The sequence below is a fragment of the Kitasatospora sp. NPDC048296 genome (genome assembly GCF_043201815.1).
In the GTDB taxonomy this organism is placed as follows: Bacteria; Actinomycetota; Actinomycetes; order Streptomycetales; family Streptomycetaceae; genus Kitasatospora.
Map to the genome: position 1 here is coordinate 257,374 of NZ_JBICZB010000002.1, position 24,034 is coordinate 281,407.

General features: G+C 74.1%; 21 protein-coding genes. 14 read left to right on the forward strand and 7 right to left on the reverse strand.

What is annotated here, in order from left to right; genetic code table 11:
• Window positions 1-136: 136 nt before the first annotated feature.
• The 6 genes from ACGF12_RS02895 to ACGF12_RS02920 form a co-directional block, all read right to left on the reverse strand.
• On the reverse strand, window positions 137-1,372 hold the full coding sequence (locus tag ACGF12_RS02895) for a serine hydrolase domain-containing protein (protein WP_393024543.1): 1,236 nt from the start codon (window positions 1,370-1,372) through the stop codon (window positions 137-139).
• Window positions 1,373-1,768: 396 nt separating this feature from the next.
• Window positions 1,769-2,875: a sensor histidine kinase gene (locus tag ACGF12_RS02900; protein WP_393024546.1), complete on the reverse strand. Its 1,107-nt coding sequence runs from the start codon at window positions 2,873-2,875 to the stop codon at window positions 1,769-1,771.
• Window positions 2,868-3,563, reverse strand: coding sequence for a response regulator transcription factor (locus ACGF12_RS02905; RefSeq protein WP_393024549.1), 696 nt, complete (start codon window positions 3,561-3,563; stop codon window positions 2,868-2,870). Before ACGF12_RS02905 ends, ACGF12_RS02900 begins: the two co-directional genes overlap by 8 nt.
• Window positions 3,564-3,879: 316 nt before the next feature.
• Window positions 3,880-5,100: an MBL fold metallo-hydrolase gene (locus ACGF12_RS02910; protein ID WP_393024656.1), complete on the reverse strand. Its 1,221-nt coding sequence runs from the start codon at window positions 5,098-5,100 to the stop codon at window positions 3,880-3,882.
• Window positions 5,101-5,384: 284 nt separating this feature from the next.
• Complete coding sequence (locus ACGF12_RS02915) at window positions 5,385-5,837, reverse strand: MaoC family dehydratase (protein WP_380614796.1); 453 nt, start codon at window positions 5,835-5,837, stop codon at window positions 5,385-5,387.
• A gap of 126 nt (window positions 5,838-5,963) precedes the next feature.
• Window positions 5,964-6,422: a pyridoxamine 5'-phosphate oxidase family protein gene (locus tag ACGF12_RS02920; protein WP_393024552.1), complete on the reverse strand. Its 459-nt coding sequence runs from the start codon at window positions 6,420-6,422 to the stop codon at window positions 5,964-5,966.
• Window positions 6,423-6,563: 141 nt separating this feature from the next.
• Here ACGF12_RS02920 and ACGF12_RS02925 point away from each other — a divergent pair, with 141 nt between their 5' ends.
• The 13 genes from ACGF12_RS02925 (at window position 6,564) to ACGF12_RS02985 (ending at window position 20,731) form a co-directional block, all read left to right on the forward strand.
• Window positions 6,564-7,415 carry a hypothetical protein gene (locus ACGF12_RS02925; RefSeq protein ID WP_393024555.1) on the forward strand — a complete coding sequence of 284 codons (852 nt, stop codon included), beginning with the start codon at window positions 6,564-6,566 and terminating at the stop codon, window positions 7,413-7,415.
• A 136-nt stretch (window positions 7,416-7,551) separates the two neighbouring features.
• Window positions 7,552-8,175: a hypothetical protein gene (locus ACGF12_RS02930; protein ID WP_393024558.1), complete on the forward strand. Its 624-nt coding sequence runs from the start codon at window positions 7,552-7,554 to the stop codon at window positions 8,173-8,175.
• A 128-nt stretch (window positions 8,176-8,303) separates the two neighbouring features.
• Window positions 8,304-9,107, forward strand: a complete 804-nt coding sequence (locus ACGF12_RS02935; RefSeq protein ID WP_393024561.1) for a hypothetical protein — start codon at window positions 8,304-8,306, stop codon at window positions 9,105-9,107.
• 125 nt (window positions 9,108-9,232) lie between these two features.
• Window positions 9,233-10,042, forward strand: coding sequence for an SAF domain-containing protein (locus tag ACGF12_RS02940; protein WP_393024564.1), 810 nt, complete (start codon window positions 9,233-9,235; stop codon window positions 10,040-10,042).
• Entirely contained in the window at window positions 10,042-11,307 is a 1,266-nt protein-coding gene (locus ACGF12_RS02945; protein WP_393024567.1) for a hypothetical protein, read from the forward strand. The genes ACGF12_RS02940 and ACGF12_RS02945 overlap by 1 nt, the downstream gene beginning before the upstream one ends.
• Window positions 11,308-11,380: 73 nt before the next feature.
• On the forward strand, window positions 11,381-12,916 hold the full coding sequence (locus ACGF12_RS02950) for a CpaF family protein (protein ID WP_393024658.1): 1,536 nt from the start codon (window positions 11,381-11,383) through the stop codon (window positions 12,914-12,916).
• Window positions 12,916-13,905: a type II secretion system F family protein gene (locus tag ACGF12_RS02955; protein WP_393024570.1), complete on the forward strand. Its 990-nt coding sequence runs from the start codon at window positions 12,916-12,918 to the stop codon at window positions 13,903-13,905. Before ACGF12_RS02950 ends, ACGF12_RS02955 begins: the two co-directional genes overlap by 1 nt.
• Window positions 13,902-14,780, forward strand: a complete 879-nt coding sequence (locus tag ACGF12_RS02960; RefSeq protein WP_393024573.1) for a hypothetical protein — start codon at window positions 13,902-13,904, stop codon at window positions 14,778-14,780. The genes ACGF12_RS02955 and ACGF12_RS02960 overlap by 4 nt, the downstream gene beginning before the upstream one ends.
• Before the next feature lie 48 nt (window positions 14,781-14,828).
• On the forward strand, window positions 14,829-15,122 hold the full coding sequence (locus ACGF12_RS02965) for a hypothetical protein (RefSeq protein WP_393024576.1): 294 nt from the start codon (window positions 14,829-14,831) through the stop codon (window positions 15,120-15,122).
• Window positions 15,123-15,157: 35 nt separating this feature from the next.
• Window positions 15,158-15,532: a TadE/TadG family type IV pilus assembly protein gene (locus tag ACGF12_RS02970; RefSeq protein ID WP_393024579.1), complete on the forward strand. Its 375-nt coding sequence runs from the start codon at window positions 15,158-15,160 to the stop codon at window positions 15,530-15,532.
• The gene (locus tag ACGF12_RS02975; RefSeq protein WP_393024582.1) at window positions 15,529-16,014 is read left to right on the forward strand and encodes a TadE/TadG family type IV pilus assembly protein; all 486 of its coding nucleotides are present in this window, start codon (window positions 15,529-15,531) and stop codon (window positions 16,012-16,014) included. The genes ACGF12_RS02970 and ACGF12_RS02975 overlap by 4 nt, the downstream gene beginning before the upstream one ends.
• Before the next feature lie 278 nt (window positions 16,015-16,292).
• Entirely contained in the window at window positions 16,293-16,676 is a 384-nt protein-coding gene (locus tag ACGF12_RS02980; RefSeq protein ID WP_393024585.1) for a hypothetical protein, read from the forward strand.
• On the forward strand, window positions 16,676-20,731 hold the full coding sequence (locus tag ACGF12_RS02985; RefSeq protein ID WP_393024588.1) for a LysM peptidoglycan-binding domain-containing protein: 4,056 nt from the start codon (window positions 16,676-16,678) through the stop codon (window positions 20,729-20,731). The genes ACGF12_RS02980 and ACGF12_RS02985 overlap by 1 nt, the downstream gene beginning before the upstream one ends.
• Window positions 20,732-21,083: 352 nt before the next feature.
• On the opposite strand, the gene ACGF12_RS02990 is transcribed toward ACGF12_RS02985, so the two are convergent.
• Entirely contained in the window at window positions 21,084-21,584 is a 501-nt protein-coding gene (locus ACGF12_RS02990) for an HAD domain-containing protein (RefSeq protein WP_393024591.1), read from the reverse strand.
• A gap of 171 nt (window positions 21,585-21,755) precedes the next feature.
• Between ACGF12_RS02990 and ACGF12_RS02995 the strand changes: the two genes are divergently transcribed.
• Entirely contained in the window at window positions 21,756-23,930 is a 2,175-nt protein-coding gene (locus ACGF12_RS02995; RefSeq protein ID WP_393024594.1) for a hypothetical protein, read from the forward strand.
• Window positions 23,931-24,034 lie beyond the last annotated feature (104 nt).

Here is a 24,034-nt window from a genome sequence, read left to right on the forward strand (position 1 = left end):
TGACGCAATCCGCACACGCGTACGCCTATCTGCGTCTGTCGGCCGTCCTGGACGGCGCCGCCGGCCGGAGCCTCGACCTGGTCACCTCCGGCGGCGTCACCCCGTCGACTTCTTCCGGCTCTGCCGCCGGACCGTTTCAGCCACCACCCCCGTTGCCGGGCGAAGCCCTGGTGATGGCCTGCATCTCCCGCCCGGTGATCTCCTGCAGCGGCAGGCCGTCGCAGTTGCCGAGGACGACGCCGACCCAGCCGGTGTACGGGTAGATGTTCCAGTTGGCGCTGACACCGGGGTTGCCACCGCCGCGCCCGAACACCCACTGGCCGTTGACGATGTGGACCGGCATGTCGTAGGCCCCGAACGCCGAACCGCCGTGGGGGATCTTGGCCCCGGTGAGCAACTCGGCCCAGGGCCGGTCCAGCACGGTGCCGTCGCCCAGCGCGCGCGCGAACCGGACCAGATCCGGCGCGGTGGCGAAGCCGCCGACCCCGGGGGCATCGATGAAGCCGCGGCCCGGGTTCTTGCCGAGTACGTCCGCGTGCGGGCTGCCCTTGTCCAGATTGCGGACCGCGTCCACCTGGCTGCCGTCGGCCAGCGTCATGTACGGGTGCGCGATGTGCTCGTCGGTGAGCCACTGCGGCCTGGTGTGGAACGCCGAGCCGGTCATGCCGCAGCGCCCGAAGATGTTCTCCTGCACGTAGTCCCAGTACGTCTTGCCGCTCACGGCCTCCACGATCAACGCGGGGATGCCGACATCGGCGCCGGAGTGGCTGGTGCGAGTGCCGGGGACAGCCACCAGCTCGGACTGCCGGACCCACTGCTCGTAGTACCCGTACACCTCCTCCCGGCTCTGGAAGACGCGTTGCACGTCCTCGTCCGGGGTGCTCAGCCCGGAGGTGCCGGAGAGCAGGTGGTGGACGGTCACCTGCTCGGCGATGTCCTTGGCGAAGCCCTTCAGGTGGGCGCCCACCGTGTCCGACAGGCTCAGCCCGCCCTGCTGTGCCAGCTGCAAGATGGCCACCGCGCCGAACGGCATGCCCGCCGAGCTGAGGCTGAACGCGATGCCTTCGTGATTGCGAATCCCCTTCTCCCTGTCGGCCATGCCGTAGCTGCGGGACAGCACCGTCCGGCCTCGGTGCGACAACAGCACCACGCCGGAGAACTTTCCCTCGGCGGCCAGCTTCGCCAGGTACTGGTCGTAGGCTCCGCCGGGACGGGTGGCCGGTGGGATGTCGGAGTCGGTCGCGGCCGGGTCGGCGCGGCCGGGTCGGGCGCCCACCAGCGGCGCGCCGGCCGCCACCACGCCGGCGGCCGCCAACCCGCCCCGCCCGAGCAGCCGCCGCCGATTGATACCACGTACGGAATCCGAGTCCATGATCACGGTCCTTTCCTGATCGACAAATCGACCGTTGCGGGTCTGCCGGCGACCGCTATCGGCAATCGATCACCCACTCATGTGGTCCCCGTGCCTCCACTGAAGACGGAAGGCTGTTGTGGTGGCGTATGCGGTTTTCGATACGCCCGCGATACACCGAATCCCCGGCATCAAGGAACTGGCGCATGCCGGCAGTGCGACGGTTCGGCCGCCGGTGATCGCGACAGCCCGGTTACTGCAGGTGCCGGCGGTTTGAACGGCGATGCCGGTGACGCTCTCGTTGTGGTGGCCGAGCATGCTGGCAACGACGGGTGCCGGGACTTGCAGGACGAGTTCGCCGTCACGCCCGCCCACCTGCCCCCAGGCGAAGTCTCCCTCGCGGAGCCGATCAACGATCTAGTGGGCCCCGCTCGGGGGCGATGCCTGCGGCGTGCCGGGAAGTCGAATCGTGACGAGGAGACCGCCGGTGGGGCGGGGTGCGAGGTCGACGGTCCCGTCGTGTGCCCGGACGATGCTGTGCACGATGGCCAGCCCGAGGCCGACCCCGACATGTTCGTCGGTGCGTGTGCGTTCTGTTCCGCGTTGGAAGGGTTCGGTGAGGGTCGGTAGGAGTTCCGCTGGGACCCGATGGCCAGTGTTCTCGACCCGCAGCACGCTCGCGTCGTGCTGCGATTCGGTGTGGACCGTGACGGTGCCGCCGGAAGGGAGGTTGTGGACGATGGCGTTCTGGACGAGGTTGGTCACCATCCGCAGAATGAGCGCCGCGGAGCCGGGGGTCTGTGCCTTCTCGCCGGTGACGTCGAGCGTGATCTGGCGCTTTTCGGCGAGGGGAAGCAGCGTTTCGGTGGCTTCTTCGGCGATGAGGGACAGGTCGACGGGCTCGCGGGTGAAGCTCTTGCGGTCGGCGCGGCTGAGCAGCAGGAGGGCCTCGGTGAGGTCGATCGCCCGCGTGTTGACGGTGTGGAGGCGTTCGATGATTTCGCCCTGATCCCGCGTGGGGTCGTTGCGGGCGAGGTCGAGGAGTGTCTTCGAGATCGCCAGCGGGGTGCGCAGTTCGTGGGAGGCGTTCGCGGCGAATCGTTGCTGTTCGGTGACGTGGGATTCGAGTTGTTCGAGCATGATGTCGAACGCGTCGGCGAGTTCGCGGAATTCGTCTCGGGGACCTTGCATGCGGACCCGGTGGGACAGTGATCCGTTCGCGGCCACCCGTGCCGCGTCTGCGATCCGTGTGAGTGGTGCGAGCATCCGGCCGGCGAGGATCCATCCTCCCAGGAGGCCGAACGCCAGCAGAAAGGCCAGTGCTACGGCCGCGGCGGGGGCGAACATGCGCACGAGGAGGTAGCGGTTGGGTGCGACCCCGAGAAGGCCCTGGGGGCTGTCGGGTACGTAGCGCAGCAGGAACACCCAGACCACGGCCAGCAGGAGAGTGCCGGCGATGAGGAGGAATCCGGCGTAGCTGATGGTGAGTTTCAGGCGGGCGCTGAGCCCTGGGCGCCTATTCATGAGTGCTGCCAGGGTGGGTGGTGTCCATGCCGGTGTCGATTCGGTAGCCGACGCCGGGCACCGTGGCGATGAGCCATGGTTCGCCGAGTCGTTTGCGCAGAGCGGAGACGGTGATGCGGACGGCGTTGGTGAAGGGGTCGGCGTTGGCGTCCCAGGCCCGCTCCAAGAGTTCTTCGGCGCTGACGACACCGCCTTCGGCGGCGACGAGGACTTCGAGCACGGCGAACTGCTTCCGGGTGAGCGCGACGTAGCGTCCGTCACGGAAGACCTGTCGGCGGAAGGGGTCCAGCCGCAGGCCCGCGATCTCGCTGACCGGGGGTCGGGCGTGCGCGCGTCTGCGGTCCAGCGCCCGCAGCCGCATGACGAGCTCCCGGAGCTCGAACGGTTTGGTGAGGTAGTCATCGGCGCCGAGCTCGAACCCGGACGCCTTGTCGTCGATCCGGTCGGCAGCGGTGAGCATGAGGATCGGGATGCCGCTGCCGGAGGCGACGATTCGTCGGGCGATCTCGTCGCCGGAGGGGCCGGGGATGTCGCGGTCGAGGACCGCAAGGTCGTAGGAGTTGACGCTGAGCAGTTCCAGAGCGGAGTTGCCGTCGCCGGCGACGTCGGCGGCGATCGCTTCCAGCCGCAGACCGTCCCGGACGGCTTCGGCCAGGTAGGGCTCGTCCTCCACGATCAACACGCGCATACCTGGAGCCTAAGCAGCACGGCATATCGCCGACATATGCTCCTTCAGCGCTACATCGCACCACCCGCGCCTGACACCGCACCACGAAAAGCGGCGCCCGAAGCCATAAGAGGTGGCTTCGGCCGCCGCTTCGGCTGTACGGCCGCAGAAGCGGTCACGCGAACAGTCGGAGAAGCCGGGTGAAGTTGCGGTACCTGCCGCCGTCGCAGAAGAGGATGTCGGGCTCGCTCTCGCGCATCCAGCACGACGTGCACAGACCGCTGCGGTGGACCTGGCGGTTGGCGTGCGACGGCTGACAGCTGTCAGCGAACAGATTTCAGATGACAGAGTTTGAAATCTGTTCGCTGAAACCTGTCGTCGGTTCGCGCATCTCCGTCCGTGCTTCCGTCCGTGCCCCTGTCCGCCCCGCCGTCGGCGCTTCGGCGGTGACCAGCGGCTCGATGCCACGCGGGGCCGCCGCCACCGCGCGCCACCAGAGCCGCAGCGCCGGCGGGTCGGCGGGTTCGAAGGGCTTGCCGGGGCGGGGCACCACGAGGTGGGCGCCGAGGATCTGGGCGGCGGTGACGACGCGCTCGGCGGGTTCCTCCCACGGGTGGTTCGCCAGGTTGAAGGTGCACCAGTGGATCGGCAGCAGCAGCTCGCCGCCCAGGTCCAGGTGCGCCCGGACGCCCTCCTCGGGGGTCATGTGCACCTCGGGCCAGAACTCGCTGTACGCGCCGACCTGCATCATCGTCGCGTCGAACGGTCCGAGCCGGCGCCCGATCTCCGCGAAGCCCGGGAAGTAGCCGGTGTCCCCGCTGTGGAAGATCCGGTGCCCGCCGCCCGTGACCACCCAGGACGACCACAGGAACAGCGTGCTGGTGCGTGGCCCGCGGCTGCAGTAGTGCCGGGCCGGCGTGGCGGTCAGGGTCAGCCCGGCGACCTCGGCCGACTCCCACCAGTCCAGCTCGACGATCCGCGCCGTCGGCACCCCCCAGTGCTCCAGGTGCGCCCCGACCCCCAGCGGTACGGCGAACGCCGCGCCGCTGCCGATCAGGGCCCGCACGGTGGCCATGTCGAGGTGGTCGTAGTGGTCGTGCGAGACCACCACCACGTCCACCGGCCCGAGTTCGGACAGCGGCAGCGGCACCGGGTGCATCCGCTTGGGTCCGGTCCAGGCGAACGGGGAGCAGCGTTCGCCCCAGACCGGGTCGATCAGGACGCGCCGCCCGCCGATCTCGGCGAGCACTGTGGCGTGCCCGAGCCAGGTGAGCCGCAGCCCGGACTCCGGTGGCGTGGCCAGGTCGACCGGCAGCAGCCGGTGCACCGGCACGGCGGCGGTCGGCGACCGGCGGGTCTTGTCCCCGGTCAGCTGGGCGCGGGCGATCTCCAGCGGGCTCCGCTCGTACACCAGGCGGCGGGTCGGCACCGGGTTGCAGAAGGCTCCGTCGACGAACTGGGGCGAGCGGCGGATCCGGGCCAGCCGCTCGCCCCGGGGCTCGGCTCCGAAGGCGTCGGTCCGGACCCGGTGCCAGGCCGCGCGGGGGAGTCCGGCCAGGCCCGGGACGGCGCGGTCGGCGGCCGGCCCGGCGGACGGCGGGACGAGCTGTGAAGTCAGACCGGCGAGGCGGGAGAACCACGGGACGGGGCGGGGCACGGCTCCTCCAGGGACGGTCACGGCTACCGGGCATGCCGGGGCGCGCACCCAAGGGGCAGATGAGGCCACTGCGGTACGACAACCATCTCGTCGGAGACTACGCTCCGTGCGCCGTCCGGACCTGGTGGAGAGTCCCGCACGGTCCAATCGGCGTACTCGACGCGGGTCGCGGTACCGCGCCGGCGCTACGCGTAGAAACGGGTGATCGCCTCCGCGACGCAGTGCGGCTTGGCGCTCCGCTCGCTCGTGATGGTGAACCGGACCACCGCCTGGACCCCGCCCGGCACCTCGGTGGCCGAGATCAGCTCGGCGGTGGCCCGGATCGCCGTACCCACCGGCACCGGGGCCGGGAAGCGCACCTTGTCCGAGCCGTAGTTCAGCGCCATCCGCACGCCCTCGACGCCGTAGCACTCCTTGGCCAGCACCGGGATCATCGACTGGGTCAGGTAGCCGTGCGCGATGGTCGAGCCGAACTGGCTCTCCTTCGCCCGCTCCGGGTCCACGTGGATCCACTGGTGGTCCCCGGTCGCCTCGGCGAACAGGTCGATCTGCCGCTGGTCGATGGTGTGCCACTCGCTGGTGCCCAGTTCGGTGCCGACGGCGGCGGTCAGTTCGGCAAGGGAGGCGAAGGTCGTCACGGTGCGCTCCTGGAAGGGGGACGGGCCCGGCAAGGGGTCAGGACGCCGGAAGCGTATGCCTACCCACCGGTTCCTGTCAGGAGTCGACGACGAGAGGACCGACGACGAGAGGAAGGAGGGGAGGGCTCAGGGCCGCAGCGCCGTACGCCCCAGCGGGCCCGGCCCCCGCGAGCCCTGCCCGGTCGGGAACAGGCGCCGCCCGCTGACCAGCTCCGGCACCAACGCGATGAACAGCGGCTCCGGGTCCCCCACCCACGGCCGCAGCCCGGAGCGCAGCACCCGCCGCACCTGCTCGGGGTCGCTCACCGCGTCGGCCCGCCCGTGCACCAGCACGCTCCATCCGGTGCGGGTGACCGGGTCCAGCAGGTCCGCCTGGAAGGCCACCACCGAGCCGTCAACCCCGCGCGCGGTGGCACTTCCCCGGCGCACGGCGAGCACCAGCCGCCCGTCCAGGACCTCGAAGGAGACCGGCAGGACGGCCGGCAGTGCGTGCTCGGTGTACACCACGCGCCCGACGGGCACGGTGCTGAGCAGCCGCAGGCTCTCGGCCTCGCTCAGGGTCTCCACACGGTCCTCACGCTCCATGCGTCCGATCGTCCTCCGGTCGGTACGCGCGTCATAGGGCCCATGGTCCCTGAGCGGACGGGCCGGGAGCCCCCTCGGCGGCCGCCCGGAGCGGTAGCCTGCCCGGCGGGTGGAGGAATGGTGGAGGAGGGGGGCGGACGAATGGCCGGCGGGGTCGATCTGGTGGTGATCGGGGCGGACGGCGGGCCGGACCGGGCGTACGGCGGTTCGGCGCGCGCGTCGGAGGGGGCCCGGTTGCTGACCGAGGTGCTGCCCGGGATGTGCTTCGACACCGGCGCGGCCGGCTGCCGGGTCGTCGGTACGGCGCGGGACGCGGACGCCAACGCGATGCTCACCGCCGTCCGGGACGCGGCCCAGCAGCCGGGCCGCTGGCTGGTGGTCTGCCTGGTCGGCCAGCTGGTCGCCGACCCGCGCGGGCGCCGGCTCGCCCTGGTCACCGGCGGCAGCACCGCCGCCAACGCCTACCGGCGCGGCCTGGCCTGGGACTGGGTGGTCAGCGCGATGGTGCACGGTGACCACGAGGAGGCGCTGCTGCTGGTCGACGCGGTGGCCGACCGGGACACCTGGGCGGCGCTGGAGCGCGGCGGCGAGGACAGCGCGGGTGAACTGCTCAGCTACTCCCGGGTCCCGCTGTGGGGTCGGATCGGCCGCTACAGTCCGGGCAGACGCGGCCGGGACGCCGTACTGCCGGGCGGCGAGGGCTCGTTCAGCCGGGCGCTCACCACCGTCCTGCGCCACGGCGTCCCGGGTGCCCCCGCGGCCGTCTCCCCGCTGGACCTCCAGCCCGCCGTCGCCGGGTTGCTGAACGGGGGAGAGTCGTCCGGTAGTTCGGGTGCGCCGGTCGCGCGCCTGCTCGTTCCGCCGCACGGTGGGCGCCTGTTGATGCGCAATCGGGCCGCGGTTCGGGGCGCATTGGCCGGATTGTCGCTTTCCGAAGAACTGTTGGCCGTTCTGTGGCGGGAAAGTGCCCCGACGGAACCGCCTTCCGCGTAAGGTCAGGGGGCCTGAGGTGTTGCCGTGATGGGGTGGGTTGGCGAAGAATCGATCCCCAGCGGAAACACCCGTGGGACGGCGGAATTCTCCTGGCGGCCGTGGATCACGGATCGGCTCGGTCGCGACGAGGTGGGCGATGCGGCAGCGCGGAAATGTGTTGCGCCCTGGGGCGGTTGTGGTCGGTGGGGCGGTTCTGGTGTTGTTGCTCGGTGCTTGTGCGAGCGGTGGTGCCGACGGTTCCGTCGATCGTCTCGGGTCGCCTGCGGCCACTGTTGCGGGAGTGAACCCGTTAACCCCTTCGGGTGGCTCGGTAAACGCCTCGATCGCGCCGACCGACGGTCCGGAAGGGGCCCGGGGCCGACTGGCCTTGAGGACGTATCAGGACTGGTGGCAGGCTCAGGCCGAGGCCTTCGGGCGTACGGATTCGGACGGTTCCGCGCTTGAGGCGTACTCCTCCGGGCGGGCCCTGTCCGACACCCTGGTCGGCCTCCGTCAACTCCACGACGCCAAACTGGTGATGACCGGAACGCCGCGGAATTCGGCCGTGGTGAAGACCATTGACCTGAAAGCCGATCCGCAGACCGCCGTGATCGAGGACTGCGTCGACCTCTCGGACTGGCACCGCGTCGACGCCGTCACCCGTACCGCAAAGGAACCGGCCGACCGGTTGAACCGCTATGTCGCGACCGCTTCCCTGCGATGGTTCCAAGCGCACTGGCTGATCTACGACTTCAAGCGGGAGGTGGACCGGACATGCTGAACTCGCGGAAACCGGCCCGGCGATTCGCGGTCGTCGCATCGTTGTCCGCCGGACTGTTGTTGTCCTCGGCGGTAACGGCGACGGCGGACGAACCACCGGACGCCGGAGCGGAACAATGTTCCCCGAGCGTGATCTGCTCGCACGTCGGCAGTGGCGGGAGCAGCTCCACTTCGGGCCCCTCGCAGGGCGGTGGCGGCGACGGTGGGAACAGCGGCCCGCAGCTGTGCAGCTACCACGACGTCCAGTGGGCCTGCTACGACCCGGAACGCGGCTACTTCAACAGCGACGTCGGTTGCTACTTCCGCCCCCTGGACAAGCAGCCGGCCGAGGGCGACAAGGCCTGGGAGGGGCACAAGCCGTCGGAGGGCACGGTCTACTCCAAGGTCTGTCCGCAGAACGGCGGCGGGCAGGACGGTCTGCAGACCGCGTTCGTGAGCAACGCGCCGGGCGCGACCCCGGTGATCGACCTGACCGTCCAGGCGAAGCTGCTCGCCGACCGGATGGCCTTCCCGGCGCCGAAGGCGAGCGTCGCGCCCAAGGACACCGCCGTGGTGAAGGCGCCGGTCTGGCTCTGGGCCGAGGGCATGGTGGCGCCCGAGCCGAGTACGCTCGCGGTTCCGGGTGCCTCGGTCACCGTCACCGCGCAACTGAACGGCATGACCTGGGACTTCGGCCAGGGGATGGTGGTGGACTGCGCTACGGCCGGGACGCCGTACGACCCCAAGTACGGGGACGCGAAATCCCCTGACTGCGGCTACGAGTTCGCGGTCGGCTCGGGCACCCGGCAGGGGGGTGTCTTCACCGGCACCGTTACGGCGCACTGGCGGGCCCATGTGGTGATCACCGGGCCGAACGCGAAGACCTTCGACATCGACATGCCGCGCGGATCGGACCTCGCGCTCAAGGTCGCCGAGGTGCAGGTCCTCAACTGACCGCGCCACGGCGGCCGTTCGGCCACTGATCAGTCAGACAGCGAACGAGGGAAGGGCGGAACCCGGTGGAGAACCGTACATTCGCGACGCCGGGATCCGGCACACCCGCAGGTGCCGCGGCGTCCGTGGCGGTACCGGAGCAGCCGGGCCAGGAGCAGCAGGGCCGCGGCGCGGGCCGCGGCCGGGGGCGGGCGGCGCCGCACGCGCCCGGGCGGACCATGCGGGCCCGGCGGCGGCGCCCGGCGGTGCTGGCGATGGCGGTCGCGCTGATCGCGGCCGGCGGGCTGGGCGGCGCCGCCCTCTACAACAGCACCGGGCAGCGGGTCGCGGTGCTGGCGCTGGCCCGGGACGTGCCCTGGGGGCAGGTGATCACCGAGGACGACCTGGTGGTGGCCCGGATCGCGGGCGATCCGGCGCTGCGGCCGCTGTCCGCCCAGGACCGGGGCAAGGCGGTCGGCATGCGGGCCGCCACCGACCTCAAGCGCGGGGCCATGCTGACCGGTTCCGACCTGGCGCAGGGACTGTCGGTGCAGCCGGGGCAGATCGTGGTCGGGGTGTCGGCCAAGCGCAGCCAGCTGCCCGCCAGCCGGCTCCAGCCCGGGGTGCAGATCGTCGTGGTCAACACCCCCGACAACGGCCGGGCCGACTCGCTGCCCGCGACGGTCATCACGGTCGGCCGGGTGGACACCGACGGCAGCCAGGTGATCGACGTGGCGGTCGGCTCGGCGGACGGGCCGCGGCTCGCGCAGTGGGTGGCCGGCGGGCGGATCCAGGTGCTGCTGGCGCCGCGCGCCGTCCCCAGCGGCACCGGGGCTGCGGCGGCCCCCTCGGGCGCTCCGTCGGCGGCCCCCACCGGCGCACCCTCCTCCGGCGCGGCCACCGCGCCCGCGACCCCGGCCGGAACGGGTGCCCCGGCCGGAACGGGCGGCGCCTGATGGCGGTGATCGCGGTGGTCGGCGGTCCGGGCGCGCCCGGCGCGACCACGACCGCCCTGGCGCTGCTGCTGGCCTGGCCGCTGCCGCCCGGTCGGCGGATCCTGCTGGTCGAGGCCGACCCGGACGGCGGCGCGGTGCTCGCGGGCGCCCTGGAGGGCCGGGTCGAGGCGGTGTACGGGCTGCGCAACCTCGCCGTCGCCGACCGTCGCGGGCTGCTCGCCCAGACCATCTGGGAGCAGCTGATCGACCTCTCGCCCGAGGGCAACGCCGAGCGGCTGCTGCTGCCCGGCCTGACCGACCCGGCCCAGGCGCCCGGCCTCGCCTACACCTGGGAGCCGCTCGCCGAACTGCTGCACGGCATCGAGCAGCAGGGCTACGACGTCATCGTGGACCTCGGCCGCTCCGGCGCCACCGGGACGAGCGCGGTGCTGGCCCGCCGCGCGGACGTGGTGGCGGTGACGGTCCGCACCACACTGCGTGGGCTGAGCGCGGCCCGCCCCCGGCTCGCCGCCCTCGCCGAGGACCTGGCCGCCGGCGGGACCGGGGCGGACGCGCTCGGGCTGCTGCTGGTCGCCGAGGGGCCGTACCCGGGGGCGGAGGTGTCCCGTGAGCTCGGACTGCCGGTGCTCGGGGTGCTGCCGCACGCCGCCCGTACCGCGCGGGTGCTCTCCGACGGCGGGGACACCACCGACCGGCGGTTCATCCGCTCGGAGCTGATGCGCACGGCCCGTTCGGCGGCCGACGAGGTGCAGCTGCTGATCCGCCGGCGGCGGCAGCGGCTCGCGCCGACGGCCGCGCCGACGCCCACGCCCGCTCAGCTCACGGCGCCGAACCCGGCCGCGCCGGGCGCGCCCGCCGCCGTACCGGTGCCAGCCCCGGGGCCCGTTCCGACGCCGGTGCCGGGGCCCGTGGTGGCGTCGGCGCCGCCGATGTCGCCGACGGCTCCGGTGTCCGCCCCGGCGTACGGGCAGCAGCCGTACGGCCAGACGCCGTACGGGGAGTCGGCCTACGGGCCGGGCGAGGGCGAGCAGCCCTCGTACACCCCGCCGGTGATCACCACCGGCCCGGTCGCGCCGCTGGCCGGGCTGGCGCCCCAGCCGGCCGCGCCGGCGCCGTTCCCGGCGCACGTCCAGGCACACGTCCAGTCTCCGCGACCGGCCGGGGAGGACGAGCAGTATCCGCTCCAGCAACCCATGGTGACTGACCACCAGATAGACGGGCGCCCGTACCCGCACACCCCCGGGGAGGTGCTCCGTGCGCGGTAGCCCCCTGCACCAGCGTCCGACGGCCGACCCGGCCGCCCTGCCCTGGTCGACGCCCACGCCCGCGCCGGCGCCCATGCCCACGCCCGCGCCGCCGCAGCCCGCGCAGGCGTACCAGCCCGGCCCGGTCGCGCCCCAACCCGTCGCCCCGGCCCCCGGCGGCGCCGGGCCCACCGCCGTACCCTCCCAGCTGCCCTCGCTGGACCTACGCGGCGCCGCCACCCGGCCGGCCGTCGACCCGCAGGTCGCGCGCGAGCTCAAGCGCCAGGTCGCGGCCGAACTGCACCAGCAGATCTCCCGGTTGACCGCCGGATCCGGCGCCGAGCCGGACCGCGCCACCCGCCGTCAGCGCGGCCGCGCGCTGATCGAGGAGGCGGTCGCCCGCTGGTCCGACGCCTACGCGCAGACCCACGGCATCCCGCCCACCCGGGAGCAGGACCGCGCCCTCGCCGAGGCCGTCTTCGACCTGCTGTTCCGGGCCGGCCGGCTCCAGCCCTACCTGGACGACCCGGAGATCGAGAACATCCTGATCAATGGCTGCGACGACGTCTGGGTCTCCAAGGTGCACCAACCCCTGCGCCAGGTCCCGCCGGTGGCCGACACCGACGCCGAACTCGTCGAACTTCTCCAGGATCTGGCCCGCCAGCACGGCGGCGGCGAGCGCAGCCTGTCCACTGCCAGCCCGACCCTCGCGCTGCGCCTGGAGGGCGGTATGCGTCTGCAGGCGCTCACCGAGGTGACGCCCCGCCCGTACGTGGCGATCCGACGCCACCGGGTGGCCTCGGCGACGTTGCCGGAGATGGTCGAACTCGGCACCCTGGACGGCACCTTGGCCGCCTTCCTGGCCGCCGCGATCCGGGCCCGGAAGAACGTGATGATCACCGGCACCCAGGGCGTCGGCAAGACCAGCCTGCTGCGCGCGATGGCCGCCGAGATCCCGCCGGACGAGCGGATCGGCACCCTGGAGTCGGAGTTCGAGCTCTGGCTGCACACCCTCGGCCACCTGCGCCAGGTCGTCCCGATGGAGTCCCGCGAGGGCAACGGCGAACGCGTCGACGGCCGCCTGGCGGGTGAGTTGACGATCGGCGACCTCATCCCCGCCGCGCTGCGGATGACCCTCTCCCGGATCATCGTCGGCGAGGTCCGCTCCGGCGAGGTCGTCCCGATGCTGCGGGTCATGACCAACGGCGAGGGCGGCTCGATGTGCACCCTGCACGCCCGCGGCCCGCACATGGTGGTCGACCGCATCGCCGAACTCTGCCTGGAGTACGGCTCGCACATGACCGACGCCCTCGCCTACCGGCTCACCGCCAACGCCCTGGACCTCATCGTGCACGTCACCATGGTCGACGAGACCGCCGTCGGCGGCCGCCGGCACCGCTTCGTCTCCCACGTCCTGGAGGTCACCGGCCTCGGCGAGAGCGGCCGGCCCGCGCTGAACACCGTCTTCGGCCCCCGGCCGGACCTCGGCGAGCCGCGCGCCGTCCCGCACACCCCGCCGCAGTGCCTGGACGACCTGCGCCGGGCCGGCTTCGACGCCTCGCTGCTCGGCTCCCGGTACGGGAGTTGGGCCGCCCCGCTACAGCTGCGGATCGGCGGTGGCGCGCGGTGATGCTGCTGTTCGCCCTGTGCGGGCTGGCGGTCGCGGGCGGCCTGGTCGCCCTGGTGGCCTGGGCCCGCGGCAGCGAGCCCGCCGACGAGGACGAGCCGGACCGCCCGGGCAACCCGCTGGCCGGCCGGGCCCACGTCTTCTGGTACGGCGCCCCCGGTGCGGCCTCCCTGCGGATGGCGCGGCTGCGCCGGATCCAACTGCCGCTGGCGCTCGTCGGCGCCCCGCTGGCCTGGCTGTTCACCCGCATCCCGCTGACCGCGCTGCTGGTGCCGCTGGCCGTCTTCGGCCTGCCCTGGCTGTTCGACACCACCCGCCCGGACACCCACCGGATCGAACGCCTGGAAGCGCTGTCGGAGTGGACCCAGCGGATCGCCGACGTGCTGCTGCTCGGCGTCGGCCTCAACCAGGCCATCGTCACCAGCCGCCGCACCGCCCCCGCGGCCCTGGAGGAGGAGATCGGCGAGCTGGCCGCCCGGCTGCAGGCCCGCTGGCGGCCCGAGGAGGCACTGCGGGCCTTCGCCGACAGCCTGGCCGACGCCACCGCCGACAAGGTGCTCGCCGCCCTCGTGCTGCGGGCCGGGGACAGCGGCCCGGGCCTGGCCCGGACGCTCTCCGACATGGCCGACTCGGTGCGCGAGGAGGTCCGCCAGCGCCGCACCATCGAGGCCGACCGGGCCAAGCACCGCACCACCATCCGCTGGCTGGTCGGCATCATCGTGCTGGTCGTCACGGTCGGCTCCTTCAACACCGAGTACACCCGCCCGTACGGGACCTTCCTCGGGCAGATCGTGCTCGCCGTGGTCGCCGCCCTGTTCGTCGCGATCATCGCCTGGATGCGGGCGCTGGCTTCGCACCCGCCGGTGCCCCGGCTGCTCACGCCGGACCGGCGGAGCAAGGGCGGTCGGAGCAAGGGCGGGCGCGGCAAGGACGGGCGCGGCAAGGACGGGACCGGGCGGGAGCCCGCCGAGCAGCTCGGGGAGGTCCGGTGATCTCCCCCTGGTCCGTGCTGGCCGGCGCCGCCGCGGCCGGCGGCATCGCCCTGCTGATCGCCGAACTGCGGCCCGCACCACCGGACCTGCGCCAGGCGCTGGACCGGCTGCACCGCGCCCCGGCCGACCGGCCGCAGGACCCGGACGAGCGGGTGTCCTGGTACGACCGGATCGGCGAGCGCTCGCTCACCCTGCGCGGGGTCTCGGTCCCACGCCGCGAACTCGCCCTGATCGGCCGCACCCCGGCCCGGTTCATGGTGCACAAGCTGTTGTTCGCCGCGCTCGGGCTGATGCTGCCCGCCTACCTGGGCGCGATGGCCGCGCTGATGGACGTCGGCCTGCCCTTCGCCCTGCCGCTGGTCGCCGGACCGCTGCTGGCCGGGCTGCTGTTCTTCGTCCCGGACGCGATCGTGCGCGGCGAGGCCAAGGAGGCGCGCACCGAGTACCTGCACGGCATCGCCGCCTACCTGGAACTCGTCGCCCTGGAGCGGGCCGCCGACTGCGGTCCCGCCGAGGCACTGCGCCGCGCCGCCTCGGTCGGACAGGGCGCGGTGTTCCGGCGGATCCGCGACGCGCTGGAGCGCGCCGCCACCGACCGCCTCCCGCCCTGGGTCGGACTCGACGCGCTGGCCGGGGAGTTGGGACTCAGCCCGCTCCAGGACGTGGCCGACATCATGCGGCTGTCCGGCACCGACGGCGCGGCTGTGTACGACACCCTGCGGGCCCGCGCCAAGGGCCTGCGCGGCGAGCTGCTGGCCGAGGACCTCGCCCGCGCCAACGCCGACAGTGAACGGATGGTCGCGCCCGGGGCTGCCCTGACCCTGCTGATGACCGTCCTGATCGTCTTTCCCGCGCTCCACCAGATGCTCAACTGACGCCATTCCCAGAGCAACTGACACCACACCACACCATGGAGACCTCCGATGTCCGTACGACTCGCCCAGCTGGCCGGCCGGGTGCTGCGGCCCGTCCTGCTGCCCGTGCAGTTCGCCCTGCTGCTGTTCACGCTCCGGCGGGGCCGGCTGCGCGCCGCCCGCGCGCGCGGCGACCGTGGCGCCATCAGCATCGAACTCGCCCTCGCCATCATCGCGTTGGTGTTCGTCGCGGGCGCCGTCGCGACCGCGCTGTACCTGCTGAAGGACAAGGTGGTCACCAAGGTCGACCAGGATCCGAACTTGCCTGGCGGCGCCGGTGGCGCGGGCGGCGCCTCCAAGTGATCCGAGTGCCTCGCCGCCGCGGCGACCGGGGGTCGATGAGCATCAGCCTCGCCATCGTCTTCCCGGTCGTCCTGCTGCTCGTCCTGCTCGTCGTCCAGGCCTCGTTGTGGTGGTACGACCGCCAGGTCGCGCTCAGTGCCGCCCGCGAAGGCGTGGACGCCGGGCGGGTACAGGGGAACGCGACGGACGAGGCGAAGGACGAGGCCGCCCGGCGGCAGGCCCGGGACTTCCTGGACCGGCAGGGCGTCCACGGGTACGAGGTGGTCACGGACGGCAGCACGTCCGAGAGGATCAAGGTCACCGTGGAGCTGACGCCCCCGCTGCTGATACCCGGGCTCACGGGGCCCAGCATCCGGCAGTACGCCGAGGCGCCGCGTGAGCGCTTCGTCCCGCCGGTGGTGGCGAAGTGAGCACTCGTGCCGTGGTGGCGCGCGGTGGCGCCGGGCGGCGGGGGCCGCGGTGGCGCCCGCGACGGCGGGACCGGGGCGGGATAGCGATCGAGGCGGCGATCGTGGTGCCGGGCGTGGTCGCACTGGTCCTGCTGGCGATCGCCGCCGGCCGGGTGCAGACCGCGGCCGGCACGGTCGAGGCCGCCGCCCGTGCCGGTGCCCGGACGGCCTCGCTGCAGCGCAGCGTCGCCGGGATGGACAAGCCGGCCAGGGACTCCGCCCTCGAAACGCTGCGCCAACAGGGCGTCTCCTGCCGGAACAGCGACGTCCAGCTGGACCAGGGCGAGTTGGAGCTGGCGGACGGCCCGGTCGCCACCGTCAAGGTCACCGTGGTCTGCGACGTCGAACTCGCCGACCTGCTCGGCGGACCCTCCGGCGTGCCCGTGACGAAGCACCTCGTCGGGGAGTTCACCTCCGTGGTGGACCGCTACCGCGGCACATGACGGCGGGGCGGGCCGTGACGGACGGTCGGGGGATTGGGGACGGCCCGTGCGGGGGAGACGCAAGCGGAGAGCGCTCGGGGGATGACGCAACGGAACCGAGTGGCGCCCGGCGGGGGCCGGTGGGGAGACATCGTGCGGATCGGGGGGAGGGGGTGCGAGTGCTGAGCGGCCTGCGGCGTCGACGGCTTCACCGGGTTCGCCGGGATTGCCGGGTTCATCGGGATCGCCGGGTTCACCCGGGCCTTCGCCGGTCGGACCGGGGCGCGGTCGCCCTCTTCGTGGCGATCTGCGCGGCCTACCTGGTACTCGTCATCGCCCTGGTGATCGACGCCGGCGGCCGACTGCGGGTCGCCGAGCGCACCGACGCGTACGCCCAGGAGGCCGCGCGGGTCGGAGGCCAGCAGCTCGACCAGGCGGCCGTGCTGCAGGGCAAGGGCTTCAAGGTTCGGCAGGACTACGTCAAGCAGGCCGCCGACGCCTACCTCGGGCTGTACGGGCTGCACGCCGACGGCGTCGAGTTCTCCGGTGACGGCAAGGTCGTCACCGTCACCGTGCGGGCCGACTACCGGCCGGTCCTGCTGGGCGCCCTCGGGCAGCGGAAGGTAACGGGCAAGGGCAGTGCGACCCTCGTCCACGGAGTCGAGAAAGCGGAGACCGACTGATGGCCGCGCCACGTGCCAAGGACCAGGCCCGAACCACCCCGGCCCGTACCGGCCGGACCGGGACCGGGCCGGGGAACGACCGGGATCGAACCGCGAGGGGTCGGGGTCGAAGCGCGCACCGGGCCGGACGCGGCCGCGGCGGCGCGCTGATCACCGCACTCGCCGCGCTGGTCACCCTGCTCGCCCTGCTGTTCGGCGTCCCCGCGCTGCTGCTGTACGGCACCCACGCGGTCGCCTCGATGGGCGAGGTCGCCCCGGGCGGTGTGGGCGAGGCGCTCACCAGTCCGGACGACGGGCGGCTGTTCCTCTGGCTGCTGGTGGTGGTCGGGTGGCTGGCCTGGGCGTGCTTCGCGCTCTCCGTCCTGCTGGAGATCCCGGCCCAGCTGCGCGGCCGGATCGCCCGGCGGATCCCGGCCTTCGGCTGGAGCCAGCGGCTCGCCGCCGGGCTGGTCGGCTCGGTGCTCGCGCTGCTGCCGGTGGCCGGTTCGGCCTTCGCCGCGGTGTCGGAGCCGGCCCACCACCCAGTGGCTCAGGCGCAGTTGACCCCCGGCGTGCAGCGGGCCGCGCTGCCCGCCGCCCAGTCCGCGCCCGCGCTGAGCCCGGCGGCCGAGCAGCACCCTACGTACACCGTCCGGGACAGCCGGCCGGCGGACAGCCTGTGGTCCATCGCGGAGCGCCAACTGGGCTCCGGCGAGCGGTGGGTGGAGATCGCCAAGCTCAACGACGGCCGGGTGATGGACGATTCCGGCGTCCGCTTCGACGCGGACCGGCCGATCCAGCCCGGCTGGGAGCTGCTGATGCCGACGGACGCCAAGGCGGACGAGGCGAAGGCGCCCGCGCAGGCCCCGGCTCAGGCCCCCGCTCCGGCTGCCGGTCAGGCGCAGGCCCCGGCTCCCGCGCAGTCGCCGCGGGCCGGGACGGAGCCGGGCGCGGCCGGGCAGAAGACCGTGACCGTCCAGGCCGGGGACAGCCTGTCGGCCATCGCCCAGCGGGAGTTGGGGGACGGTGGGGCCTGGCCGAAGCTCTTCGAGGCCAACAAGGGGGTGCAGGCGCCGGACGGGGAACGGCTGACCGACCCGGACGTACTGGAGCCCGGGACGGTGCTCACGGTGCCGGGGGCGGCCGCCCCGGCCGCCCAGACGCCGGCTCCGGCGCCCGCTCCCGAGCAGACGCCGACGCCGGAGCAGACGCCCGCCCCCGCCCCGACGCAGGCCGCCCCGACGCCGGGCGCGTCGCAGTCCGCCCCGGCCGCCCAGACGCCGGCGCCCGCCCACACACCCGCTCCCGCCCACACGCCCGCGCCCGCCCCCGCCACGCACGCCGACCCGGCGTCCGACGGCGACTACACCGTCGCCCTGGCCGCCTCCACCGTCGGGGTCCTGCTCGCCGCCATGATGGTCGGCACCGTCGCCTACAAGCGCGGCACCCAGCTGCGCGCCCGCCGCCCCCTGCACCGCATCGCGATGCCCGCCGCCGAGGCCGCCGCGTTCGAGAACGAGCTGATCGTCCGGCAGGACCAGGCCGGGCTCGAACTGCTGGACCGCGCCCTGCGTACCCTGGCCCGCAACACCGTGCGCGGCGGCAAGCGGCTGCCGGCCATCGTCGCGGCCCGGATCACCCCTGGCCACACCATCGAGCTGCACCTGTCCGGACCGGCCACGCCGATCGCGCCGTTCCGCGCCGCGCACGCCGCCAACGTCTGGTGGTGCAGCGAGGAGTCCGGCGACGTGCTGAGCGCGGCCCAGGCCCGCAAGACCGCCGCGCCCTACCCGGCGCTGGTCACCCTCGGTACCTCACCCGACGGCTCGGTGGTCCTCGCCGACCTGGAGGCCGTCCGGCTGCTCCACCTCTCCGGACACCCCGACGACGCGCGCGACGTCCTGCGCACCCTGGCCATCGAACTGGCCCACAGCCCGCTGGCCGACCGGCTCCACCTGCACCTGGTGGACCTCGCCGAGGAGGTACCGATCAGCGGCCCGGCCGCCGAGCGCGTCCACCGCCACCCCACCCTGGAGGCCGCGCTGGCCGCCCTCGGCCCGCGCACCGCCAAGGCCCGTGCCACCCTGATCGCCGCCGAGGCCGCCAGCCCGCGCGAGGCCCGCAGCCGGGGGCAGGCGGACGAGTCCTGGGTGCCCGAGATCGTGCTCTGCGCCCAGCAGCCCGGCGGCGGCACCCCCGCCGAACTCGGCCGTCTGCTGGACGCCCGTCCGCGCACCTGCGTCGCCGTCATCACCCTCGCCCCCGAGCGCGGCACCGGCCCGGTCGCCCGCTGGACCCTGCCCACCACCGGCCAGGCCGCCATCCCCGGCCTGCACCTGTCCGTCGAACTCCAGCGGCTCGACGGACAGCAGTACGACCAGATCGCCGAACTCCTCCGGGCCGCCGACGACGCCACTCAGCACCCGGCGCCGGCCTGGACCCTGGACGGTCCCGGCCTCGACCCGGATCCGGACGACGACCCGGACACCGCCGAACTGCCGCCCGTCGTACCGGTGCTGGCCGTCGTCGGCGCTCCGGCGACGGAGGCAGGCGAGGCAGGGGAGACCGGGGAGGGTGCGGACACGGCCGCCGGGCCCCGGCTGCTGACCCGGGTCATCGGCACCGGCGTCAGCCCGTTCGCGGGCACCGACCCGGCGATGCCCGCCCCCGCTCCGGTCCCCGCCCCGACACCGGCCGGCCCGGCGAGGTTCGCCGTCAACGGGCAGGGACGGCAGGCGGCGACCGAGACCGGGATGGCCGCCACGGAGACCGAGCAGGGCGCCGCCGAGGCCGGGCAGGCCGCCGATGAGACCACCCGCGACCTGCGGCTGCCGGGCGAGCCGGTCGGTTCCACGGACGCCCCGGTGGACACGGCCGAGGCTGCTGAGGCTGCTGAGGTGATGCCGGCCGACGCCCCGGCGGTCGTCCAGCCCGTCCAGCCGGTCCAGCCCGTGGCGCCGCAGTCGGCCGCCGTACCCGTTCTCGTGCCCGCCCGGACGCCTGCCGATCCTGCCCCGGCGCCCGCCGAGCCCGTGCCCGTCCCCGTCCCCGTGCCCGTGCCCGCCGAGCCCGTGCCCGCCGAGCCCGCCCCGACGCACCAGAGCGCGCCCGCGCCCACCGGCGTCGACCCGCGCGTGCCGTCCCGGCCGGAGCCCGGCTCCGTCGCGGAGCGCGCGGCCGACACCGAGGAGCGGGTGGAGCCGGCGGTGGAGCCCGGACCGGCCGCGGTCGCGCCGGTCGCCCGGACCACCCCTGGCCGCAGCGACAGCGACGACCTGCTCGCCATCCTCCGCTCCCCGGAGGCGCACACCCCGCGCAACGCCCCCCGGATCCGGCTGCTCGGCCCGATCGACGTGGCCGGCACCTTCGGCACCGTCGAACCCGGCGCGCTGTCCCGGCTGACCGAGCTCGCCGTCTACCTCGCGCTGCGCCCCGGTTCCGACCACCACGCGCTCGACCACGACCTGCACCCCGGCGCCGCGCACCTGGACCCGCACCCCACGGCCGCCGACGCCAAGAGCCCGCTCCCGGCCAAACTCGCCGACCTGGCGGCCTGGTTCGGCGCCTCCGGGGAGGGCCGCGCCTACCTGTCCACCGCGGCCACCGACGGCTACGCCTTCGCCCCGGCCGTCACCTGCGACTGGGACGAGTTCCGCAGCCTCTACCGGCGCGGCATGCGCAGCACCAGCGCCACCGCCGACGCCGCCCTCGCCCACGCCCTGGCCCTGGTCCGCGGCGCCCCGTTCGCCGAGGCCCCGCCCGCCTCCTACGGCTGGGCCGAGGCCGAGCGCCAGGACATGATCGCCGCCATCGTCGACACCGCCCACGAACTCGCCGCCCGCCGCCTCCAGTACGGCGACCACCGCAGCGCCGAGGCCGCCGTCTTCCGCGGCCTCGCCGTCGCCCCGGACGTCGAGCTGCTGCACCGGGACCTCTTCTACGCCTACGCCTCGGCCGGCGCCCGGGACCAACTCCTGCGCGCCGTCAACCGCCTGGACGCCCTGAGCCGCCGCACCGGCCGCGACCTGGACGCCGACACGGTCGCCCTGCTGCGTGACCTGCTGGCCGGCTCCTAGGGTGTCCAGCGGGTGATTGCGGTGAGGGCCTGGCGGAGGGCGGCGTCGCTCGACGGGTGGTCGCGCCAGCGGGCGCCGATGTGGCCGTCGGGTCGGATGAGTAGTGCTCCGTGTGGGCGCAGGCCGCAGCGGTCGGTGTGCTCGCCGGGAAGGGCCTCGATGTGCAACGGCCATGGTGCGGTGGATCGTTGCTCCCAGCCGTCGACACCACCGCTGCTCGCCGCGCCCGGATGCCGGCATCCGGACAAGGGGCAGTGCTCACGAAGCCACGGAACCTGCAGCCCCAGGGGCACCGGTCCCGACTGCGTGGCATCCGCCGATGGCGCGCAGTACCGGGGCGTCCGAGAGCGGCTCAGGTGGTGTGCAGCCAGGCGTCGATGGTGCTGAAATCGGCTTCGGTGAGCCCGACTCGGGGATCGACGCGGTGCAGCAGGGCGGGGGCGGGGGAGTGGGCCCCAACCCAGCGGCGGTCGGCGGGGGTGATCTCGTCGTCCACCCAGGCGAACGGGCGTCCGGCCGCCCAGGCGACCAGCGGGCGGGTCTTCCAGTGCGGTCCGCCGTTCCCGCCGGCACCGTCGTCCGCCACCGGCCAGTCCACGACGGGCAGTTGTGGTAGGCCCAGCCGGGGCGAGAGGCAGTCGTTGGCATCGTCCTGCCAGGTGGTGGCCCACACCAGTTCGCAGGGCAGGGCCAGCAAGCGCCGCCCGAGCGCCGGGTCGGCCCGGGCCACCAGCGGGTTCCCGGAGGGCTCCAGGCCCGGGTAGGTGGGGTAGCCGCCCGGGGGCGGGGCGCCGAATGGAATGAGCGGTCCGTCGACGTCGAGGAAGAGCAGGGGCGCATCGGAGCCGGTCATGGCGGCACGATAGCGGGCGTTGCGGGCCGGGTAGCACGCCGATCGGCACCCGGCCTGGAACGGGTGTGCCGGGATCTCGTAGGGTGGCGCGCACGGAACGTGGTGGCAGGCACCACGCAGGCAAGGGCATCAGACGCCGCGGCAGCGGCGGGGCGGGGCGGTGACCAGAAGATGGCGGAGACGACAGCTGTTTCCGGAGGTCCCGAGCCGGCCGCGGACTCGGGCCCCTGGGACGCCGTACCGCCGCCGCCCGCCCGCCTGCCCGCCGAGGAGCACCCGCCCGGGCCCGCCGCGCTGTACGAGCCGCCGCCCGCGCCCCCGGCGCCCCCAGCTTCGGCGGCACCGAGCGTGCCCTCGTCGGTGCCGCCCGCGCCGCCGGTCGCGCCGCCGGTCGCGCCCACCGGATGGACCCTCACCGGCCTGCCTGCCGCGGGCGCGCCGGCCTCGGCCACGCCGCCGCCGTTCACCGTCCCGGGTGGCGCGGCCGCCGGTACGGGCGGGCTGGGCGGCCTGGGCACGGCGCCGCGCGGCCGGATCCTGGTGATCGAGGGCGGGTACGGCACCTCCGGCCGCCGCACCTGGGGCCGGGGCGGACCGGCCCAGGCGCCGGTGCTGTCCGCGATGCTGGCCGCCGTCTCGCCGCAGGTGCTGCTCGCCGCGGACGCGGTGGACGCCGTCCACCTCCCCGGCGCCAGCGACCCGCACACCGTCCTCGCCCACCTGCGCGCCGCCTCCCGGCACCCCGGGCCGCTGCTGGTGCACCTGGGCGGGCACGTGGTCGCCGACAAGCGCGGTGGCCAGCTCCAGCTGACCCTGCGTGACTCCAAGCAGGACGGGCTGCCCTGGCAGGCCGTCGCCGCGGAGCTGAGCCACCGTCCGGCCGAGTGGCAGACCCTGGTCATCGCCGACCTGAGCGCCGATCAGAACGCCTGGCCGTACCTCCAGGGCACCGTCTCGCCGCTCAGCGAGGGCATCCCGCTGTGGGCGGTCGTCAGCCCGGACCCGGAGCAGATCGGCACCTTCACCCGTGCCCTGATCGAGGCGCTGCACGGCGGCCGCCCCGGCGCGGGCGACGTGCTCGCGCCCGAGCAGCTGCGGCAGCAGGTCTACTCGGTGCTGCGGCCGGACGTGGTCATCCTGGCCACGCACGTCCCGGACCGCCCGGTCTTCCGCAACACCGCCCGCCGCGGCGAGGTCCCGGCGGCCGAGGTGCTGCCGGTGATGGACGCCGTGCCGATGGCGGACGCGGTTCCGGCGGTGGACGCCATGCCGGTGACGGACGGCGTCGCGGTGCCGGACGCAGTCGCGGCGGAGCGTCCGCTGCCCCCGGTGCCGCCGCTGCCGGGTCAGGCCGGGCTGCACGGCGCGGTGGCCGAGTGGCCGGTGCCGGCTCCGTCGGTGGACGGCCTGGTGAGCCTGATCAAGCCGGGCGTGCCGCCCACGCCGCCGCGACCGGCCAAGCCGGTCAGCCTGGTGAAGGCGGGCGAGCAGCCTGACGAGGCGTCGAGCATGAGCCTGTACAAGCCCGTCCCGGCCGATGCGCCGGCGGCGGAGACCGTGCGGCCGGCGGGCGTGACGCTGCGCAAGACGCAGCCGGAGCCGGAGTCGGAGCCCGTGGACGAGGCTGTCGAGGCGGCTGTGGCCGTTCCGGCGGTTGAGGAGGTCGCCGAGCCGGTTGAGCCGGTTGCCGAGGTCGTCGAGGCCGTCGAGGCCGCGGAGGAGCCCCAGGACGCCGTACCGTCCGAGGCCGTACGAGTCGACGTCGTACCGGTCGAAGCCGTGTCGACGGGCGAGGTGCCGCAGGACCGGGTCCCGGCCGAGCAGGCGCCCGCCGATCAGCCGCCTGCACTGACTGAGACCCCGGCCGAGGCTGCCGCCGGGACCCCGGCCGCCAACGCGCCCCGCGCGGACTACCGCGAGGTCATCGGACGGATCGTCCGCAGCGCCGAAGCCGGGGACCACGCCGCCGCCACCGACCTCGCCTTCGCACTCGAACTGGAGGCGATCGCCGAGCACGGCGCCGTCTCCGAGCCCGTCCTCCAGGTGCGGCAGGTGCGCGCGCACGTGTGCCGGCTCGCGGGCCGAACGGCCGAGGCGGCCGACATCTACCGCGAGGTCGCCCTGACGCTGCTCCGCTCCCAGGGCGCGAACCACCCGGAGACCCAGCAGGCGGCCACCAACGCCGAGGCCTGCTGGCGCTCGATCACCGACCGTACGGAGGCCATCCGCATCGCCCCGGAGATCATCGAGCTGCGCGCCTACCTCCCCGGCCGCGACGGCCGCAAGCTCCGCGCCGCCGAGCGCCACCTCGCCCAGCTGGCCGCGGGCCCGGCCCCGGCCGAGTAGGCCTGACGCCCGGTGGCTGCCGCCTGACGGTCGGCAGCCACCAGCCACCAGCCACCAGCCACCAGCCACCAGCCACCAGCCGACAGAAGACAGAAGACAGAAGA

Bases quoted from the DNA above. Each gene is read 5' to 3' on its own strand.
- ACGF12_RS02895 (WP_393024543.1), bottom strand. From the start codon at position 1,372: ATGGACTCGGATTCCGTACGTGGTATCAATCGGCGGCGGCTGCTCGGG.
- ACGF12_RS02900 (WP_393024546.1), bottom strand. From the start codon at position 2,875: ATGAATAGGCGCCCAGGGCTCAGCGCCCGCCTGAAACTCACCATCAGC.
- ACGF12_RS02905 (WP_393024549.1), bottom strand. From the start codon at position 3,563: ATGCGCGTGTTGATCGTGGAGGACGAGCCCTACCTGGCCGAAGCCGTC.
- ACGF12_RS02920 (WP_393024552.1), bottom strand. From the start codon at position 6,422: ATGGAGCGTGAGGACCGTGTGGAGACCCTGAGCGAGGCCGAGAGCCTG.
- ACGF12_RS02925 (WP_393024555.1), top strand. From the start codon at position 6,564: ATGGCCGGCGGGGTCGATCTGGTGGTGATCGGGGCGGACGGCGGGCCG.
- ACGF12_RS02930 (WP_393024558.1), top strand. From the start codon at position 7,552: ATGCGGCAGCGCGGAAATGTGTTGCGCCCTGGGGCGGTTGTGGTCGGT.
- ACGF12_RS02945 (WP_393024567.1), top strand. From the start codon at position 10,042: ATGGCGGTGATCGCGGTGGTCGGCGGTCCGGGCGCGCCCGGCGCGACC.
- ACGF12_RS02950 (WP_393024658.1), top strand. From the start codon at position 11,381: ATGCCCACGCCCGCGCCGCCGCAGCCCGCGCAGGCGTACCAGCCCGGC.
- ACGF12_RS02955 (WP_393024570.1), top strand. From the start codon at position 12,916: ATGCTGCTGTTCGCCCTGTGCGGGCTGGCGGTCGCGGGCGGCCTGGTC.
- ACGF12_RS02965 (WP_393024576.1), top strand. From the start codon at position 14,829: ATGTCCGTACGACTCGCCCAGCTGGCCGGCCGGGTGCTGCGGCCCGTC.
- ACGF12_RS02970 (WP_393024579.1), top strand. From the start codon at position 15,158: ATGAGCATCAGCCTCGCCATCGTCTTCCCGGTCGTCCTGCTGCTCGTC.
- ACGF12_RS02985 (WP_393024588.1), top strand. From the start codon at position 16,676: ATGGCCGCGCCACGTGCCAAGGACCAGGCCCGAACCACCCCGGCCCGT.
- ACGF12_RS02990 (WP_393024591.1), bottom strand. From the start codon at position 21,584: ATGACCGGCTCCGATGCGCCCCTGCTCTTCCTCGACGTCGACGGACCG.
- ACGF12_RS02995 (WP_393024594.1), top strand. From the start codon at position 21,756: ATGGCGGAGACGACAGCTGTTTCCGGAGGTCCCGAGCCGGCCGCGGAC.